We start from the raw sequence: 16,822 nt of genomic DNA, 5'->3' as shown, positions 1-16,822 counted from the left end.
CCGTCTTTTCTCACAGCAAAGGGTTGCAGACGCTCTTTCACCAGACGGCGGGCATTTAACATCCGGTCAAAAAATTGGGCCAACTGACGATCATCGACTTTCTCTTTGGCGTCACCATAAAAATCGATGCCGCTGTTCAGCACCTGAATAATATCATGTACCTGCTTAATTTCCGCGTTATTGACCTGTGGCATAACGAGTCCTCCATATTAGTTAATATTCAGCAGTGGCTGTCGTTTAACACATCCAATTGATAGGACAAACTAGTAAATGCAGCTTGCAGGCCAGCTTGCGTGGATAGGATTTTCTTTGTTGGTATAATTTTCTAATTAATTGATATTTAAGTTTTAATTCAGGTTGCGCTTGCAAGGCGCTCTGGCAGGGAAATTGTTATTTGACGGGAGATAGCGGCGCAGTTATTTCAGGCTGCTGTGAATAAACCGGTAGTTTTTACCATTACCGGTATTAATGTGCTCAGACGAGGGCTGGCACGGCTCAGATAAACATTGGCTGGGTGTTTTCTGTCAGGATTAACTATGCTACGGTCAAATAATCGCATGACTGAACTTTGAGGTTGCCATGACGCAGCATCGTTCTGACATTACCACCAGTCAGTTGCCGGCTCGCCCGGATCCGACGGATGAGGCGATGGTATTTGCTGATGATCCGCAAATAGCAGAGGTTGAACATCGATTCTGGACCGTGCTGATTGTCGATGATGATCCTGAGATTCATCAGGTGACGCTGCTGGCTCTGCGTGATTTTAATTTCCAGAACCATAAACTGAAATTTATCAGTGCTTACAGTGCTGCTGAAGCCAGGCCGATTTTAGCCGGGCGGCAGGATATTGCTCTGGTGTTGCTGGATGTGGTAATGGAGACGGATGATGCCGGGTTAACGTTAGTGCACTATATCCGCGAAACCTTACAAAACCAGCTGGTACGGATTGTCCTGCGTACCGGGCAACCGGGGCAGGCACCGGAACAAAAGGTGGTTCAGGACTATGATATTAACGATTACCGGGCTAAAACTGAACTGACCGTGCAACGTTTAACAACCACAGTGCTGTCAGCACTGCGTGCCTATACGGCCATATCAGAACTGGCACTTTTAAATGATACACTTGAAGCCAAGGTTCAGGCCAGAACAGCAGAACTTGCTATTGCGAATCAGCACTTGCAGCACTCGCTGGCTGAACTTGAAGCCGGTGAGCGGGCCGGCAAACGGGTGCAGTTTAAAATGTTGCCCGCTTCCGGTTTTAGCAGGGGGGATTATCAGTTCAGTCATGTGCTGTATCCATCGGCTTTTATGAGCGGCGATTTTGTCGATTATTTTAATGCTGATCAGCACAAAGTAGTGTTCTACATCGCCGATGTTGCCGGCCATGGCGTGGCGTCGGCATTTGTTACTGTTTATCTTAAGCGGTTTGTTAGTGCCGCGCTGGAGCAATATCAGCGCGGCGACACAGATATGCTGGTAGACCCCGCGGCGTTGTTAGCGGCCCTCAACAGTGAATTACTGCGTGAAAATATTACTAAATACATTGCCCTGTTTTATGCCGTACTTGATACCCGAACGCATCAGCTGAAGTATGCCAATGCCGGTGCTTATCCCTGGCCATTATTCCAACAACCCTCGGCTGCGGTTGCACGCTATCTTGAAATAAAAAGTACTCCGGCAGGCATGTTTGACTTTACCTGTTACCAGAATCATCAGCTGGACATGACAGCCGGCAGCAGCTTACTACTGTGTTCAGATGGTTTACTGGATGTGTTACCTCAAGAGCACAATCAGCAAAAACTGCAGTTTTTGCAGCAGCAATGCCAGCAGGCAGATGATATTCCGGACCTGTTGGCAAAATTGGCTGTTAGGCCAGACCAGACACTGCCGGATGATTTAACTATACTGAAAGTAACCCGGGGCCGGAGTACCAGCTGATGCAACCGCAAATTCTGTTTGCCAGTATTGATAACTGCTGTTTTTTTAAACTGCGTGGCGAGCTGCGGTACACCAATGCCGCTGGCATGGACGAATTAATTGAACAATTGTTCAGTAAACCGGCCAGCTGTAATCAGGTCATTATTGATTTAAACGAAGCAACATTTCTTGACAGTACCCATGTCGGCCTGCTGGCCAGTCTGGCACGTTATTGTCAGCAGCAGCAGTTGCCAAAGCCAACCCTTTTTTCCACCAGGCCGCAAATTAATGAATTGCTGTACAGTCTGTGCCTGGACCAGGCTTTTCAGATTGTAGAAAAGCCGACTAGTGCTGATGTCAAGCTTAGCGGCGTAACAGCAGCCAGTTACTCTGAACAGCAGCAAGGTGAGATGATTCTGCGGGCGCATCAGGCACTGATTGCACTGAACGACAAAAATAAAGCCGAATTCCAGCCGTTAGTGGATTTGCTGCAACAACAGTTAACATCCCGGTAGCCTGAAAGTCTTGCGGACCGGGCCCAGGTTAGCCACTTAAGCGATCAGCAAGCGGTTGCTTGGTGCGTGACAACATCCGGTTCAATCTGCGTTCTAAAAGCTGCTGCCATACTTTGTTTTAACTGGGGTAGCGGCAAGGCCGGTGAATACAGATAGCCCTGACCGGTGGCGCAACCAGCCTGCAGCAGGAAGTCACGCTGTCTGGGGTGTTCGACACCTTCGGCAATCACATCCAGACCAAGGGCACTGGCCATCGCAATAATAGCCAGCGCAATCTGGCTGTCTTCCGCGTTTTCCGGCAACTCATCAACAAAGCTACGGTCAATTTTCAGGCAGTCAATCGGCAAGCGGCGTAAATAGGACAGTGAAGAGTAGCCTGTGCCAAAATCATCAATTGACAGCCGGAACCCCTGCTGGCGTAACCGGGTCAGTAAGGCAAGGGTTGCATCAGCCTGTTCGGGGATCAGACAGCTTTCGGTCAGTTCCAGTTCTATACAACGTGGCGATATTTCATATTGATCAAGATGATGCTGCAATCGTTGATGAAATCTCGGGTCGATAAGCTGTAACGCAGAAATATTGACAGCAACCGGCACCTTAAGTTGATGATCCCGGATATCCCGGCATACCTGCGCCAGAACCTGCTCACTGAGCAGCGTAATTAATCCCAGCTTTTCCGCCAGTGGAATAAAACGGTCAGGGGCAATTAAGCCATGCTGATAATGCTGCCAGCGCACTAATGCCTCCAGGCCGCAGATAAGCCCACTGTTAAGATCCACCTTGGGTTGATACCAGACTTCCATATTCTGCTGTTGCAGGGCCAGGCGCAGTTCCTGTTCCAGTTTTAGCTCGTTCTGGGTTTGCTGCCCAATATGCTCCTGGTAAAAACAATACTGATTACGACCGGCCGATTTTGCCTGATACATCGCGACATCTGCATGTTTTATCAGCTGATCAGTGGTTTTGGCGTCAGAGGGAAATACACTTATCCCTATGCTGGTCGTCAGGAAAAAATCCTGCTGCAATAATCTGAATGGTCGTTCAAACTGACTTATCAGCCGTCTGGCCAGTATCTCCAGGGCGGAAATATCGCTTACTTCCGGCAGCAGGATAGTAAATTCGTCACCGCCAAGCCTTGCCACCGATTCGCCATCACGGACACTGGCCGTCAAACGCCGGGCCACTTCGGTCAAGGCATCATCGCCGGCCTGATGACCCAGGGTGTCGTTAATCCGTTTAAATAAATCTAAATCCAGAAACAGTACCGCCATTTTGTGCTGATGGCGCTGAGCATTGGCCAGCGCCAGTTTTAAGCGGTCTAAGAATAGCCGGCGGTTTGCCAGGCCCGTCAGTTCATCCAGATAAGCCAGTTGATGAATTTTTTTTTCCTGATGCTTACGTTCGCTGATATCACTGAAAATGGCGGCGAACTGACAAATTTCCCCTTTCTCATTTCTTATTGCGGTGATCGACAGCCACTGCGGATAAATTTCGCCGTTTTTACGCTTGTTCCAAATTTCGCCCTGCCAGTGCCCCTGGCCGAGCAGGGTCTGCCACAGGGTGCGATAAAAATCTTTATTGTGTAAGCCTGAACTGAGCAGCGCCGGGGTTTGCCCAAGCGCTTCTGCTGCACTGTAGCCGGTAAGCTGGCTGAAACTGGGATTAACGGATTCGATTATGCCCCGAACATCAGTAATCATAATGCCGTCAAGCGAGGCATCAATGACCTTTTGCGCCAGGCGCAGATAATCTGCTGACGTGCGCAATGCTTGATCCCGTGCCTGCAATGCCTGTTTTAACTGTTCGACATAAGCATATTCAACATTGATCAGGATGTCGCTGAACGACAGGACACCACAGATTTTTTGCTGGCTGTCGGTGACGGCAAGATGACGGAAGTTTTTTTCTTTTAAAATATCGACGGCCTGCAGCAAGCTGCAGTCCCGGCTTACGGTAAGAACCGGACGTTGTGCCAGTTGCGACAGCTCACTGTCACAGCTCCCTTCGGCAATCAGCTTAATGATATCCCGTTCAGTGATAATACCGGGGATAGCATCAGCAAAGTCAACGATAGCGGCCTCGGCATTATGCTGTTGCATGGTTTGTATCGCCAGATTTAACGACAGGCTGCTGGCAATGGTTAAAGGGGGCTTGGAGATACAGGAGCCAACATCTCTGAGCCGTAAATAGTGTTCAATCCGCTGCTGGCGGATAATATCACTCTGAGTCAGAATACCAAGCGGACAATGCTCACTGTCTACCACCAGCAGCCGGCGGATCCGCTTTTGCAGCATCAGGCTGGCAGCCTGATTCAGCGGGGTATCGGCATCAACAGATATTACCGGGCTGGTCATCAGTTGGCTGATAGGCTGCTGATAGGCTGGCGTCAGCTGACAATTAACCCGTTTAGCATCGGCTTCGGTCCAAATCCCCAGTACCGAATTATTTTCAGTTATAAGAACACAGCTTACCTGATGCTGATGCATCAGCCTGGCCGCGTGCTGCACTGGGGTGTCGGCATCACAGCAAATCAGTTGTCTGCTGATAAGCTGACTGACTTTGGGTTCCTGTTGCTCTGCTGTGGCAAATAACTGACTGAGATTGGAGACCACGACAACACCGTCCTTTTGCTAAAACAAACCTGATTATATAAATAAAATAAGCTGTGTTATTTGATCCGGCGCAAAGTGATCTGTTGCTGTTTTAGTAAATACCGGTATTGCAGCGCCGACATTGGTTTAGTTCACCGGTTTTTGTTCAAAAAACAGGCTGTGTTAATTAATTTTCTGATAACGGATAAAAAAGCCATGGCTGAGTTGTGGTAAACTGCACGCTTCGTCGTACTGCATCTAAAACCCGGAAGCTAATCCAGAATGAGTCCCTTATACGCTGTTTTCCTTGGTATTTTGCAAGGTATTACCGAATTTTTACCTATATCCAGTTCCGCTCATCTTATTCTGGCTCCGTTGGTAACCGGCCAGCTTGACCAGGGTTTGGCTTTTGACTTAGCCGTGCATGTCGGCACTTTACTGGCAGTGGTGCTGTATTTTCGGCGTGATGTCATACAGTTAACAACTGATGTCCTGCTATCAGCACGATATCGAAGAACCGTTGGCCAAAGCCCGCTGGCCTGGTGTCTGGTATTGGCAACGCTGCCAGCCTGTCTGGCCGGCGCACTGCTGCTTGATGCAATAGAAAATAATTTACGCTCTGTGGCCGTTATTTTTATTACCACACTGCTGTTTGGTATTTTGCTCGGGTTTGCAGATGTGACGGCGAAGGCCAGACGCAAATTATCAGAATTTACCTTGACTGATGCCTTGCTTATTGGCCTGGCTCAAGCGGTATCTCTTATTCCCGGTACGTCGCGCTCCGGTGCGACTATGACAGCAGGTTTACTGCTGGGCTACACCCGGGAGGCGGCGTCACGTTTCTCTTTTTTAATGGCAATACCGATCACGGCGCTGGCTGCCGGGGTTAAACTGCTGGATATTATCAGTACTGATGCCGCCAGTATCGACTGGCTTATTTTTGCAATTGGTGCTGGCACCTCTTTTATCACGGCACTGGCGGCTATCCATTTCTTTCTGGCCTGGCTTAACCGGTTTGGTATGTGGCCCTATGTGATTTACCGGCTGGTACTGGCGTTACTGATTTACTGGTTTTTGCTGAGGTAATAATGCGTGGATTTAAAAATATTCTGCTGTTGTCAAGTGCGTTATTACTGGCAAGCTGCAACAGGCCACCAGAGATAATTAAATTAACAGGTCAGGCGCAGGGCACCAGCTGGAGTATCAGCTTCTGGACTGATAAACCGGTGGCGGCGCAGCAACTGCAACTGGCAATAGAGAATGAATTCAGCCGGATAGACCAGCTGATGTCAACGTACCGGGATGACTCGGTGATAAGTCAGTTTAACCAGCAACACAGTCTGCAACCGGTAACGGTGGGCGAGGAGCTGGTGCAGTTAGTTGAACACGCCAGGCTGATTAGTCAGGCAACAGCAGGTTGCTACGATTTAACGGTACAGCCATTATTCGAATTATGGGGCTTTAAAGCCAACCAGTTTAACCAGCCCGAAGTCACTGAGATAAACCAGACGTTAAGCAGTACCGGTTTACAGCATGTGACAAGCCGGGGCTCAGATACGCTGACAAAAGCCATTAGTACCCTGCAGATAGATGTATCCTCGATTGCCCAGGGCTATAGTGTTGAGCGCTTAGCGGCCATGATGCAGCAATATGGGGTGGTTAATTATCTGGTAGAAATAGGCGGCGAGCTGATTACTAACGGCCATAAGCCTGACAATACACCGTGGCGCATTGCTATAGAGCGGCCATTGCCGGGTGCTCAGACACTTTATAAAGTACTGCAAATGACAACCGAACAGCAGGCGGCGGTAATGACATCCGGTACTTACCGGCATTACTTTTCTGCTGATGGTAAACGCTTTAGCCATATTATCGATGGCCGCACCGGCTGGCCGGTACAACATAACACTGTCTCGGTAACCGTTGTTCATAGCAATGCTACCTTAGCAGACGCCTGGTCTACCGCGTTGCTATGTGTCGGCAGGGCACAGGGGCTGGCGCTTGCTGAAGAGCACCAACTGGCCGTGTTGTTTATTGATGAGCATAATGGTGATTTGCAGCAACATAGCAGTGCACTTTGGCAAAAAAGCGATTTATTTACTGAAGCACAGTAATGCGACAGCCAGACAGACAAAGGCGGATTAACGTTAATTCCCAAACATGCAAATGATAATGATTGTCATTTAGTGTTTAAGTATTTATAATGCGGCCATTTTTTAATACTCAGCTTCTGAGGAGAAATCATGCGCCGTACCCATAATTTAACTTATCTTGCTGTATTACTGGCACTGAGCCCGATTATCAGTGAGGCCAGCACAACAACAGAGCAAAGCATTGAACGGTTAACCGTGACCGGCAGCCGCATTGTCGAAAGTCTGGATGAAGTGCCCGCCAGCATTACCCTGATTGATCAGCAAACTATTCAGGAAAAACTGCGGGTCACTGCTGAGTTGCAAAACTTACTGGCGCTGGCCGTGCCAGGCATGGCGCCCAGTACCGGCAGTACCAGCAATTTTGGTCAGACCCTGCGCGGCCGTAATGTGCTGGTGATGATAGACGGTGTACCGCAGGATACGCCGCTCAGAAACGGTGGCCTTGGCATTCGTACCCTAGATCCGGCCAGTATTGAACGGATAGAAGTCGTCAATGGTGCCACGTCAATCTGGGGCAATGGTGCCGCAGGTGGTGTGATTAACTACATCACTAAAAAACCATCCACTGAGGCGGCCAGGGTGATGTTGTCGCAGTCGGTTCGCAGCAGCCTGGTGAAAACTGAAGATAGCATAGGTTATCGCTCAGTGCTGTCGCTGGATGGTACTACCGGTCATTTGGGCTATGTTGCCAAATTATCTCAGGATAAATATGGCGTGCAGCGCGATGCCGATGGCGATATTCTCGGCCTGCAATATGGTTTATCCGACAGCCGGCAGCGCGATCTGTTCGTTAAGCTCGGCTATAGTCTGAAGGACAATCAACGTCTGCAGTTTACTTATAATTACTATGATTCTGATCAGAATGCCCGTTATCAGGATGTGCCTGGCAATATTGATCTCGGTGAAAAAACCTATGCTGTGCCGCTGGCAGACGGCGACATTCCGCTGGGTGCTCCGCAAGGACCTGAGGGCAACTACAATCTGATGCTTAAATATGAACATGATGAGGTGTTCAGCAATACGTCGCTGGTACTGGATGGCTACCGGCAGAAAATCGATAATGTGTTTTTCTGGTCAGCTACGCTTGGTAACCCTGAGCAGGGCTTTGAGGGTGGACAATCTGCCATTTTATCGGAAAAAGCAGGGCTGCGTGGCGTACTGACCAGCCGCATAGCCCTTGGCAATGTTTACGCAACCTTGATATATGGCGTGGATTTGCTGCAGGATGTCACTTCTCAGCCATTACTGGATGGCCGGATCTGGGTGCCGGAAATGGACATGAATTCGCGTGCGGTGTTTGTCCAGAGTAAATGGGAGCTCGCTGATGACTGGACAGTAAAAGCCGGCGCGCGGCGTGAAGCAATCAACGTCAGCGTAGATGACTATAACACCTTGAGACTGTGCCGCAGTGCCCAAACCTGTTCCACGCCAATAGCCGTATCGGGCGGGGAAATGGCATACGATGCCACGACCTATAATATCGGTTTGCGCTACCGCTTATCAGAGGCTTTTTCCCCCTTTATTAGCTACTCAGAAGGCTTTGAGGTGCCCGATCTTGGCTTATTGCTCAGAACAGCAACGGTGGATGATATCAGTCTGATTCAGAGCGAAGCGTCGGTCGTTAAAAATTATGAAGCCGGTTTCAGCAGCCAGTTAAAGGCACTGTATTTTAATGTGGCGCTTTACCGGAGCACCTCTGAGCTGGGCACCCGCAGTCAGCTTGACAGCGCGACGGGTGTGTATCGGCCGGTACGGGCACCGCAGGAGATCTGGGGTTATGAAGCGTCAGCAGAGTACCGTTTGTCTGATGCCTGGCAGCTAAGCGCGGCTTATGGTTATGCCGAAGGCAAAGACACCGAAAGTGACACCTATCTTGGTGCCCGCCAGATCAGTGCGCCGAAGCTGACCGCGTCAGCTCGCTATCGGGTCAATGCGGATGCAACCGTCAGTATGTATTGGTTGCATGTGTTTAACCGTGACCGCTTCAGCCCCAATGCTGCCGGCTTCTATAGCGGCGATGAAGGGCCAATCAGCAGTTATGATGTGATCAATCTGTCCGCAAACTACCAGATTAATAACTGGCAGTTATTCGCTGGTATTGAAAACCTGCTGAATGAAGATTATTTCCCGGCTCGTGCCCAGGCGCTGCGTTATGGTACAGGCTATAGCGTGAAAGGCCCCGGTGCGACGCTGAATATAGGAGCCAGTTATACGTTTTAACTAAGATACTGCACTAAAGCACGCTTCTTAGTCAGTTAGCCCCCGGCCCATGGCCCGGGGGCTTTACTTGTTAAAGGTCAGGCTGACTAATAACAATTGCCATCCTGAACACGCTAAAGCGTGCGACAGATCAAATCGCCCTTTTTTACACCGATTATAATGGCGCTTTATTCAGGCGCAGTGTTTTCAGGGGAGAGTGATGCTACCAATTCAGTTAAACCCGGCATTAATCAGCAAGTATAATATTAATGGTCCGCGCTACACCTCATACCCGACGGCGCTGGCGCTTGATACCGGCTTTAATCAGGCACTGATTAATAGCGCCATCAGCCAGGCTGCCACTAATCTTAGCCTGTACCTGCACATCCCTTTTTGTCATAAGCTTTGTTATTACTGCGGTTGTAATAAAATCGTGACCCGGCATCAGCACAAAGCCGATAGTTACCTTGATGCTTTAGCGCAGGAAATGGCGTTGTATCAGCCGTTACTGCAAAATAAAAGTATTAACCAGCTGCATTTAGGCGGCGGAACCCCGACGTTTTTAACTGAAGCACAGCTGAGCCGTCTAATGGCGCTGTTGCAGCAGCATTTTATTATTGCTGACGATGCTGAAATCAGTATTGAAATTGACCCGCGCAGTTGTAGTGACAATAAGCTGACTCATCTGCGCACGCTCGGTTTTAACCGGGTGAGCTTTGGCGTGCAGGATTTAGATGACAAAGTGCAAATTGCCATTAACCGCGTGCAGGATACTGACCTTATCCGTCATCAGGTGGCGCTTAGCCGTGAGCTGGGGTTCAGCTCGATTAATCTCGATTTAATTTACGGTCTGCCTTATCAGCAACCGGCAAGTTTTGCTGAAACAGTCGATGAAGTTATCCGGCTTAATCCTGATCGTATTTCGTTGTTCAGCTATGCGCATTTGCCAGAGCGGTTTGCGGCGCAGCGAAAAATTGCTGACAGCAGCCTGCCGGATGCACCGTTAAAACTTGAGTTAATGCAACTGGCAATAAATCGCTTTGTTGCTGCCGGTTATCAGTTTATTGGCATGGACCATTTTGCGAGATTGGATGATGCCTTAGCTAAAGCCCAGCGTGCCGGTAAGCTGCAGCGTAATTTTCAGGGTTATACCACCGCAGGGCAGGATGCCCTGATTGGCCTCGGGGTATCCAGTATCAGCCAGGTAAACGGGGTGTTGTGGCAAAACAGCAAGGACTTACCGGAGTATTATCAGGCGATCAATGCCGGCAGGTTAGCAGTTGCGCGCGGTTTTGCTTTGAATAGCGATGATAAACTGCGTGCGGAGCTAATCAGCCAGTTGATCTGTCATTTTGAGCTTGATATCACTGCATTTTGCCGTAAATGGCCGCTTGAGAGTTTCTGGCAGTATTTCGCTGAGGCATTAGCACAGTTGCAGCCATTTATCGAAGATGGCCTGCTGCTGGTAAATGATGGCCAAATTAAAGTAACGGCGGCTGGCAGGCTTTGGGTGCGCAGCATCTGCGCCTGTTTTGATGCTTATCTGACAAAGGGCCAGCAGCGCTACTCTAAAGTGGTATAGCGGTTTAGCGTTGTGTTGCACTATGCCTTTGCGCCAGATCAAAGCTGCTGGCAAAGCAGACGCTAGAATAGCGGCCATTTTGTACAGTAAAGAGCAGTGAAATGTTACAACCTGAATTACTTTCCCCCGCTGGTAGCTTAAAAGCGATGCGGCTGGCATTTGCCTATGGCGCCGATGCGGTTTATGCCGGCCAGCCCCGTTACAGCTTACGGGTGCGTAATAACGAATTTGACTTAGCGACCTTGGCGACCGGTATCAGCGAAGCCCATGCCCTTGGCAAAAGGTTTTATGTCGTGGTCAATATCGCCCCGCATAACAGCAAACTGCATCGATTTATTCAGGATATGACGCCGGTGGTGGCATTAAAGCCCGATGCGCTTATTGTCTCTGATCCGGGTGTGGTTTACCTGTTACGTCAGCATTTTCCACAGCAGGCATTGCACTTATCAGTGCAGGCCAATACGGTAAACTGGGCGGCTGTGAGGTTCTGGCAACAGCAAGGCATAGCGCGGGTAATTTTATCGCGTGAGCTGGCGATAGAGGAAATTGCCGAAATCCGTCGTGAAGTGCCGGATATGGAGCTGGAAGTGTTTGTTCATGGCGCGCTTTGTATGGCGTATTCCGGCCGTTGCCTGCTATCAGGCTATATTAATAAGCGCGATCCAAATCAGGGTACCTGTACCAATAGTTGCCGCTGGCCTTATCAGGTCCATGCCGCAGATGAAGATGAGCTGGGGCAGTTTACCCCAATCAGCACCCCGGCTCTTATTGAAGAACCCGGCCGGCCCGGTGAGCTGATGGCAATCGATGAGGATATTCACGGCAGCTATATTCTCAATTCCAAAGATTTACGGGCCGTCGAGCATGTGGCCGCATTAGCTGCGATGGGGGTGCATTCGCTGAAAATCGAAGGCCGCACCAAATCGCCTTATTATGTGGCGCGCACAGCCCAGGTATACCGCCAGGCCATCGACGATGCGATGGCCGGCAAAGCCTTTGATCAAAGCTTACTGCAAGAACTGAATGGCATGGCTAACCGCGGCTTTACCGAAGGCTTTTTGCGCCGGCATAAACCGCAGGACACCCAGAACTATGACACCAGCCACAGCATCGGTGAGCAGCTGCTGGTAGGGGAGTTTATCGGTGAGCCGGATAGTGACGGCTTTGCCTTGCTGGAGGTGAAAAACCAGTTTGCTGTTGGGGACAATTTGCTGCTGATGACACCAAAAGGTAACCACCGGTTTCAGTTGCAGGCTCTGCGTGACAAACAAAATAATGACATCGTACTGGCGCCCGGCGCCTGTTATCAGCTAAAAGTGCAGCTACCGGTACATTGCGATGTGCGCTTTGCGATGCTGCTAAAACAGCTGAGGCCCGCAGAGCGGCCTGGCAATGAGCTGGCAGTTAGTGTGGCAGATAAGCTATGCCCGCTGTAATCGAGGCCAGCTGTATTAATTGTGATATGTGCGTACCCGAATGTCCCAACAACGCGATCAGCATGGGGCCACATCACTATCAGGTTGAGCCGGCTCTTTGCACTGAATGTATTGGTTATTACCAGACACCGACCTGTATTGCAGTGTGTCCTATTGACTGTATTGAGCTGACAAAAAATGCATCTGAGATGCAGTCGCTGTAAAACAGGCCCCAAAGATGTAATGTCAACTACAGCAGATCTGTTGATTATCCGGGGTTGTGGTGCATACCCGGTTTTTTCCACTCTGCTTGGCCTTATACAACGCTTTGTCAGCATAATGGATCAGTTGCTCCTGGCTTACATTGCCAGGCGTCTGGCTATGTAAAAGGCCATGTTCTGTGCCCGCAACACCCAGGCTGGCGGTCAGGGTGATAGTAAAATCTGCAGTGATAATTTTAATGTCCTCAAGGGCCTGGCGCAGGCGTTCTGCCTGCAACAGTGCCTGTTGCCGGGAGGTTTCCGGTAAAAACAGGATAAACTCCTCTCCGCCCCACCGCGCCGGTACATCGCCTTCTCTGATCGTAGCTTTAATGCAATTGGCCACATTAATCAGCACTTCATCGCCATACTGATGGCCAAAACTGTCATTAATGTGTTTAAAATTATCAATATCGAGCAGCACTATGGATACATCCCGTTTTTCCCGGATAATATTTTGCCAGATAGGTGCTGTAATCTGGGTAAAGCCACGCCGGTTATTCAACAAAGTTAAGGCGTCATTGCGGGCATAATTTTCAGCAATGATTTTATCCAGTTTTGCCATCCTGAACTGGCGGGCCAGAATGAGTGCCAGCAGAATAGCCTCCAGCGCCATGCCGACCTCAATCGCTTTGAAGGTGTAATCGTTATAGGGCACTAAAACGCCGGCGACCGAAAGCGTGGAAATCGTAATACAAATTGCCCCAATCAGGGATGAGCACAAAAAAATCACCGCGAACGGCTTTCGGGCTTTTAACGCAGACACGCCCATTGCGATAAACAGCGTAACAAAGCCGCAGTTGAGAATAAAAGCTAACACAACAGAAAATACCAGCTGATCGAAGATAAATCCAAACAGCATACCCAGCGGAATAATAATCGTTGTCTTTTTTACAATGCTATCTAAAAGCGGAGCGTAAGATTTTGTATTCAGCAACACTCTGGCGAAATGAAGCCCGGCAACGCTGTAGGTCAGCATCAGACTGATATCCAGCCAGTCCTGAAAATAAGGGCCAAAATCTGCTGTGATTTTTGTATGAATATGGCCGGTATAAGACAAACTATTTAATACAAAACCAAGCAGATAACAGGCATAAAGCCCATATTCCTTTTGCCTGATAAAAATAAACAATACCAGATTATAGAGTGCCAGGGCTGACATTATGCCCCAGAGCACCCCATACTGATAACCGGCTGCAATATCGCGCGCTACTGCCTGTTCTTTGCTGCTAAAGCGCACCGGAATCGCCATAGGCCCAAGTGACTCTACCCGAATGAAAATGTCAGTTGTGCCGGGCGTATATTGATGTTCAAAGGCGTAAAACCGGTACTGCATCGGTCTTTGTTCAAAGGGAACGGCATCACCACCTTTAATATGTTTTATTACCTCACCGTGTTGCACCAGCCAGGTATCAATGTAATCGAGCCAGGGCGTCTCAATTGCAAGGCGATATTCTTCTGCGGACTTTAGCGGGTTGATGACCGAGAATTTAAGCCAGACGGGTGCGGTGCCGATGCCCAGTGAGATAGAATTACTGCTTGCCTGTTTAACCTGTTGGCTGGCAAATATTGCCCGGGCCTGCTCCAGCGACAGCTGCTGCTTATCTTCCTGGAAGTATTGAATGTATTTGCCGGGTGTACCATCCTTGAACTGACTGATATCTACCGCATTCACCCTGCCACAGAACAAAGCCAACACCACCGCATTTAGCAACACACACGCGGGTAATAATGGCAAGGTAACACCAGTAAATCGTTGCAGAGTGGCAAGCAGAGCCGTGAAAAAGTAAGGCACCATTTTAAATCTTGTTTTTGTTATTACTGACGCTACCAACTTATATGAGCTGCCTGCTGAACTCAACGATTTCATCACTGAACAGTCACAATATCAGTCCCGGGTTTAGTGTATCAGGCTGTATGGTATTGCCAAACTACAAAGGCTTGTTCATGATGACTATTCAGACAGTCAGAAAGGCAGGTATCATGTCACTGAAAACATTATTATTCTGGTCAGGTTGCTGGATACTTCTGGTATTACCACACCTGAGCGCCGCCCAGCCGCTTCAGACGGCGCAAAATTATATTGTATTTGATCAGGTGCATGTGTTGCCGATGCAGCCTGAGCACGTGACACCGGATAACCGGGTGCTGCGTAATCAGCGCGTCGTGATAAAGGACGATCGGATTATTGCTGTTGGCTCTGCTGCTGAATTGGCAGTACCAGCCGGCGCCACTGTGATTGACGGTGCGGGTCGCTACCTGTTACCCGGTTTGGCCGAGATGCATGGCCACGTGCCACCACTGGCTGATTTCAGTGGGGTTCCCAAGCGTTACCTGGACGATGTATTAACCCTTTATTTAGCAGGTGGGGTAACGACTGTCAGGGGGATGTTGGGTCATGACCGGCAGTTACAGCTTAAAGACGATATTGCCAGTGGTAAGCGGCTGGGCCCGACCTTATATCTGGCCGGCCCCAGTTTTAATCAGCATACGGTAACCTCGCCCGAGCAGGCCCGGGCGCGGGTACGCGAGCACAAACAGCAGGGTTGGGATTTGCTGAAAATTCATCCCGGTTTAAGCCTGGAGCACTATCAGGCGATAGCCGATGAAGCCAATAAGCAAAATATCGATTTTGCCGGCCATGTACCAGAGGCGGTCGGCATTGAGCAGGCGATTTTGCTTGGCAGCAGAACCATTGACCATCTTGATGGCTATATGGCGGCGCTGGGCGGCTTTGATAAAGCGTTAACTGCTGCAGATATGGCACCACTGGTGGCGCTGACTAAAAAGCATAATGTGGCTGTAGTGCCTACCGAGGCGTTATGGCAAACGATTATTGGTGCTGCTGACAGTGAAAAATTACAGGCCTATCCGGAGCTGCAGTATATGCCGGCTCAGGTGATAGCGGGCTGGCAGCGTTATTTACAGCAAAGGAGTGGCAGTTATTACACTGGCGATACCGCTTTAATTCATGCCGAAAACCGCCGTTTGCTGCTTGCTGAATTATACCGGGCCGGAGTCACTATTTTACTGGGTACCGATGCACCGCAATTGTTCAGTGTACCGGGTTTGTCGTTACGCCGGGAAATACCGAAAATGGTTGATGCCGGGATAAGCCATTACGATATTCTGCGAAGTGGCACGGTACTGGTTGGCAAATACTTTGCTGATAAAGACCAGTTTGGTCAGGTAAAAGCGGGTCAGCGTGCTGATTTGTTGCTGGTAAACGGTAATCCGTTAGACGATCTCATTGTGCTGTACCAGCCTGCCGGGGTAATGGTCCGCGGCCAGTGGTTTAGCCGGCAACAGCTGGACAGCCTGTTAGCGGATATTGCGGCTGCCAGGGCTGCAGAGAGCAAAAACCTTTAACTTTTTCCTTATAATAACAGCCGAACAAAACAGCGCCATGCGGCGCTGTTTTGTTATTGTGTCTGACAAAAACGGTTTGCGTTAATCAGTAATATAAACGTTTTAATACTGCCATCCTTTCCTCAGCAGGCATCGCTGCCAGTTTCTGAGTCAGCACTGTGTTCAGCCGGATCACTGAGCCACGCTGAAAACGTAACTGCTGTTGGCTGGCAGTTGCCGGCTGGGTGGCGGCCGCGTTTGCTGTAGAGACTTGCAATAACACCCGGCATTCGGCCGGGGTAGGGGTGAAACCCAGTTTACGGCTGTATGCCATCAGGGTAATTTCAGATGCATTGCCGGCGGTTAACTGGCAATATTCAGTATTCGAATAAGTATAGGTATTGACACTTGCTTCGCTGTTCATCGAACCTAACGCCAGTGCCGTTAAGGCAGTTATCATTGCTAATTTCATATCAAGTCCCATCAGGTTTGGATTAACTGCTGCTTAGAATACTGATGAACCATGACAGTTCTGTGTAAGATAGACGAGATAAATTGCGGCAAAAAGATTAGAAAAACTAATCCATGCTCTTTGCTGCACAGCTGCTGGCTTGCCGGGTTATTTTGTCTGTGTTGTTTGCAGATAGACTTCTGTCGCCTGAATGCCCATCGCGTTAAGTTGTTGCAGGGCGGTAACATCAGCCGGCGCTTTTAAAATCAGCGGCTCTGGGGGGCGCTGGTCAGTTCGCAGGATCTGGTCATAATCGGCCTTTGCAGCAATCTGATGAATTAAAAAATAACTTTGATTAATTCGTAACACATCGTAGCGTGCCTGGGTAATG

14 protein-coding genes are annotated in these 16,822 nt (G+C 49.4%); 9 read left to right on the top strand and 5 right to left on the bottom strand.

Translation table 11 applies throughout. The annotated features are described in order from the left end of the window. A partial coding sequence (locus R3177_RS06995; protein ID WP_318970328.1) for a DUF2383 domain-containing protein occupies nt 1-194 on the bottom strand: 194 nt, incomplete at its 3' end. 385 nt (nt 195-579) lie between these two features. Between R3177_RS06995 and R3177_RS06990 the strand changes: the two genes are divergently transcribed. Then, nucleotides 580-1,938 (top strand): PP2C family protein-serine/threonine phosphatase, encoded by a 1,359-nt coding sequence (locus R3177_RS06990; RefSeq protein ID WP_318970327.1) that lies wholly within the window; start codon nt 580-582, stop codon nt 1,936-1,938. Further along, the gene (locus R3177_RS06985; RefSeq protein ID WP_318970326.1) at nt 1,938-2,432 is read left to right on the top strand and encodes an STAS domain-containing protein; all 495 of its coding nucleotides are present in this window, start codon (nt 1,938-1,940) and stop codon (nt 2,430-2,432) included. The genes R3177_RS06990 and R3177_RS06985 overlap by 1 nt, the downstream gene beginning before the upstream one ends. Before the next feature lie 44 nt (nt 2,433-2,476). Here R3177_RS06985 and R3177_RS06980 read toward each other — a convergent pair whose 3' ends face one another. Continuing rightward, the gene (locus R3177_RS06980; protein WP_318970325.1) at nt 2,477-5,044 is read right to left on the bottom strand and encodes an EAL domain-containing protein; all 2,568 of its coding nucleotides are present in this window, start codon (nt 5,042-5,044) and stop codon (nt 2,477-2,479) included. A gap of 261 nt (nt 5,045-5,305) precedes the next feature. On the opposite strand from R3177_RS06980, the gene R3177_RS06975 reads away from it, so the two are divergent. The 6 genes from R3177_RS06975 to R3177_RS06950 all read left to right on the top strand — a co-directional run bounded on the left by R3177_RS06975 (nt 5,306) and on the right by R3177_RS06950 (nt 12,596). After that, nucleotides 5,306-6,109 (top strand): undecaprenyl-diphosphate phosphatase, encoded by an 804-nt coding sequence (locus R3177_RS06975; protein WP_318970324.1) that lies wholly within the window; start codon nt 5,306-5,308, stop codon nt 6,107-6,109. 2 nt (nt 6,110-6,111) lie between these two features. Beyond that, nucleotides 6,112-7,137: an FAD:protein FMN transferase gene (locus tag R3177_RS06970; protein WP_318970323.1), complete on the top strand. Its 1,026-nt coding sequence runs from the start codon at nt 6,112-6,114 to the stop codon at nt 7,135-7,137. A 129-nt stretch (nt 7,138-7,266) separates the two neighbouring features. Beyond that, on the top strand, nt 7,267-9,396 hold the full coding sequence (locus R3177_RS06965) for a TonB-dependent receptor (RefSeq protein ID WP_318970322.1): 2,130 nt from the start codon (nt 7,267-7,269) through the stop codon (nt 9,394-9,396). 199 nt (nt 9,397-9,595) lie between these two features. Beyond that, nucleotides 9,596-10,957 (top strand): oxygen-independent coproporphyrinogen III oxidase, encoded by a 1,362-nt coding sequence (gene hemN / locus R3177_RS06960; RefSeq protein ID WP_318970321.1) that lies wholly within the window; start codon nt 9,596-9,598, stop codon nt 10,955-10,957. Nucleotides 10,958-11,058: 101 nt separating this feature from the next. Continuing rightward, nucleotides 11,059-12,393 (top strand): tRNA 5-hydroxyuridine modification protein YegQ, encoded by a 1,335-nt coding sequence (gene yegQ / locus R3177_RS06955; protein ID WP_318970320.1) that lies wholly within the window; start codon nt 11,059-11,061, stop codon nt 12,391-12,393. After that, a complete protein-coding gene (locus R3177_RS06950) occupies nt 12,381-12,596 on the top strand; it encodes a YfhL family 4Fe-4S dicluster ferredoxin (protein WP_318970319.1) in 216 nt (71 codons plus the stop codon). Before yegQ ends, R3177_RS06950 begins: the two co-directional genes overlap by 13 nt. 22 nt (nt 12,597-12,618) lie before the next feature. Here the strand turns inward: R3177_RS06950 and R3177_RS06945 are convergent, their stop codons facing one another. Then, the gene (locus R3177_RS06945; RefSeq protein ID WP_318970318.1) at nt 12,619-14,430 is read right to left on the bottom strand and encodes a diguanylate cyclase; all 1,812 of its coding nucleotides are present in this window, start codon (nt 14,428-14,430) and stop codon (nt 12,619-12,621) included. A 185-nt stretch (nt 14,431-14,615) separates the two neighbouring features. Here R3177_RS06945 and R3177_RS06940 point away from each other — a divergent pair, with 185 nt between their 5' ends. After that, nucleotides 14,616-16,001, top strand: a complete 1,386-nt coding sequence (locus R3177_RS06940) for an amidohydrolase family protein (protein WP_318970317.1) — start codon at nt 14,616-14,618, stop codon at nt 15,999-16,001. Between the two features lie 85 nt (nt 16,002-16,086). Here R3177_RS06940 and R3177_RS06935 read toward each other — a convergent pair whose 3' ends face one another. Continuing rightward, nucleotides 16,087-16,452 carry a hypothetical protein gene (locus R3177_RS06935; RefSeq protein ID WP_318970316.1) on the bottom strand — a complete coding sequence of 122 codons (366 nt, stop codon included), beginning with the start codon at nt 16,450-16,452 and terminating at the stop codon, nt 16,087-16,089. A 147-nt stretch (nt 16,453-16,599) separates the two neighbouring features. Then, the coding region (locus R3177_RS06930; protein ID WP_318970315.1) for a hypothetical protein at nt 16,600-16,822 on the bottom strand (223 nt) is incomplete at its 5' end.

The organism is Arsukibacterium sp. (assembly GCF_033722355.1).
Taxonomy (GTDB): Bacteria; Pseudomonadota; Gammaproteobacteria; order Enterobacterales; family Alteromonadaceae; genus Alishewanella.
This window is presented reverse-complemented; position numbering and strand designations above follow the sequence as displayed.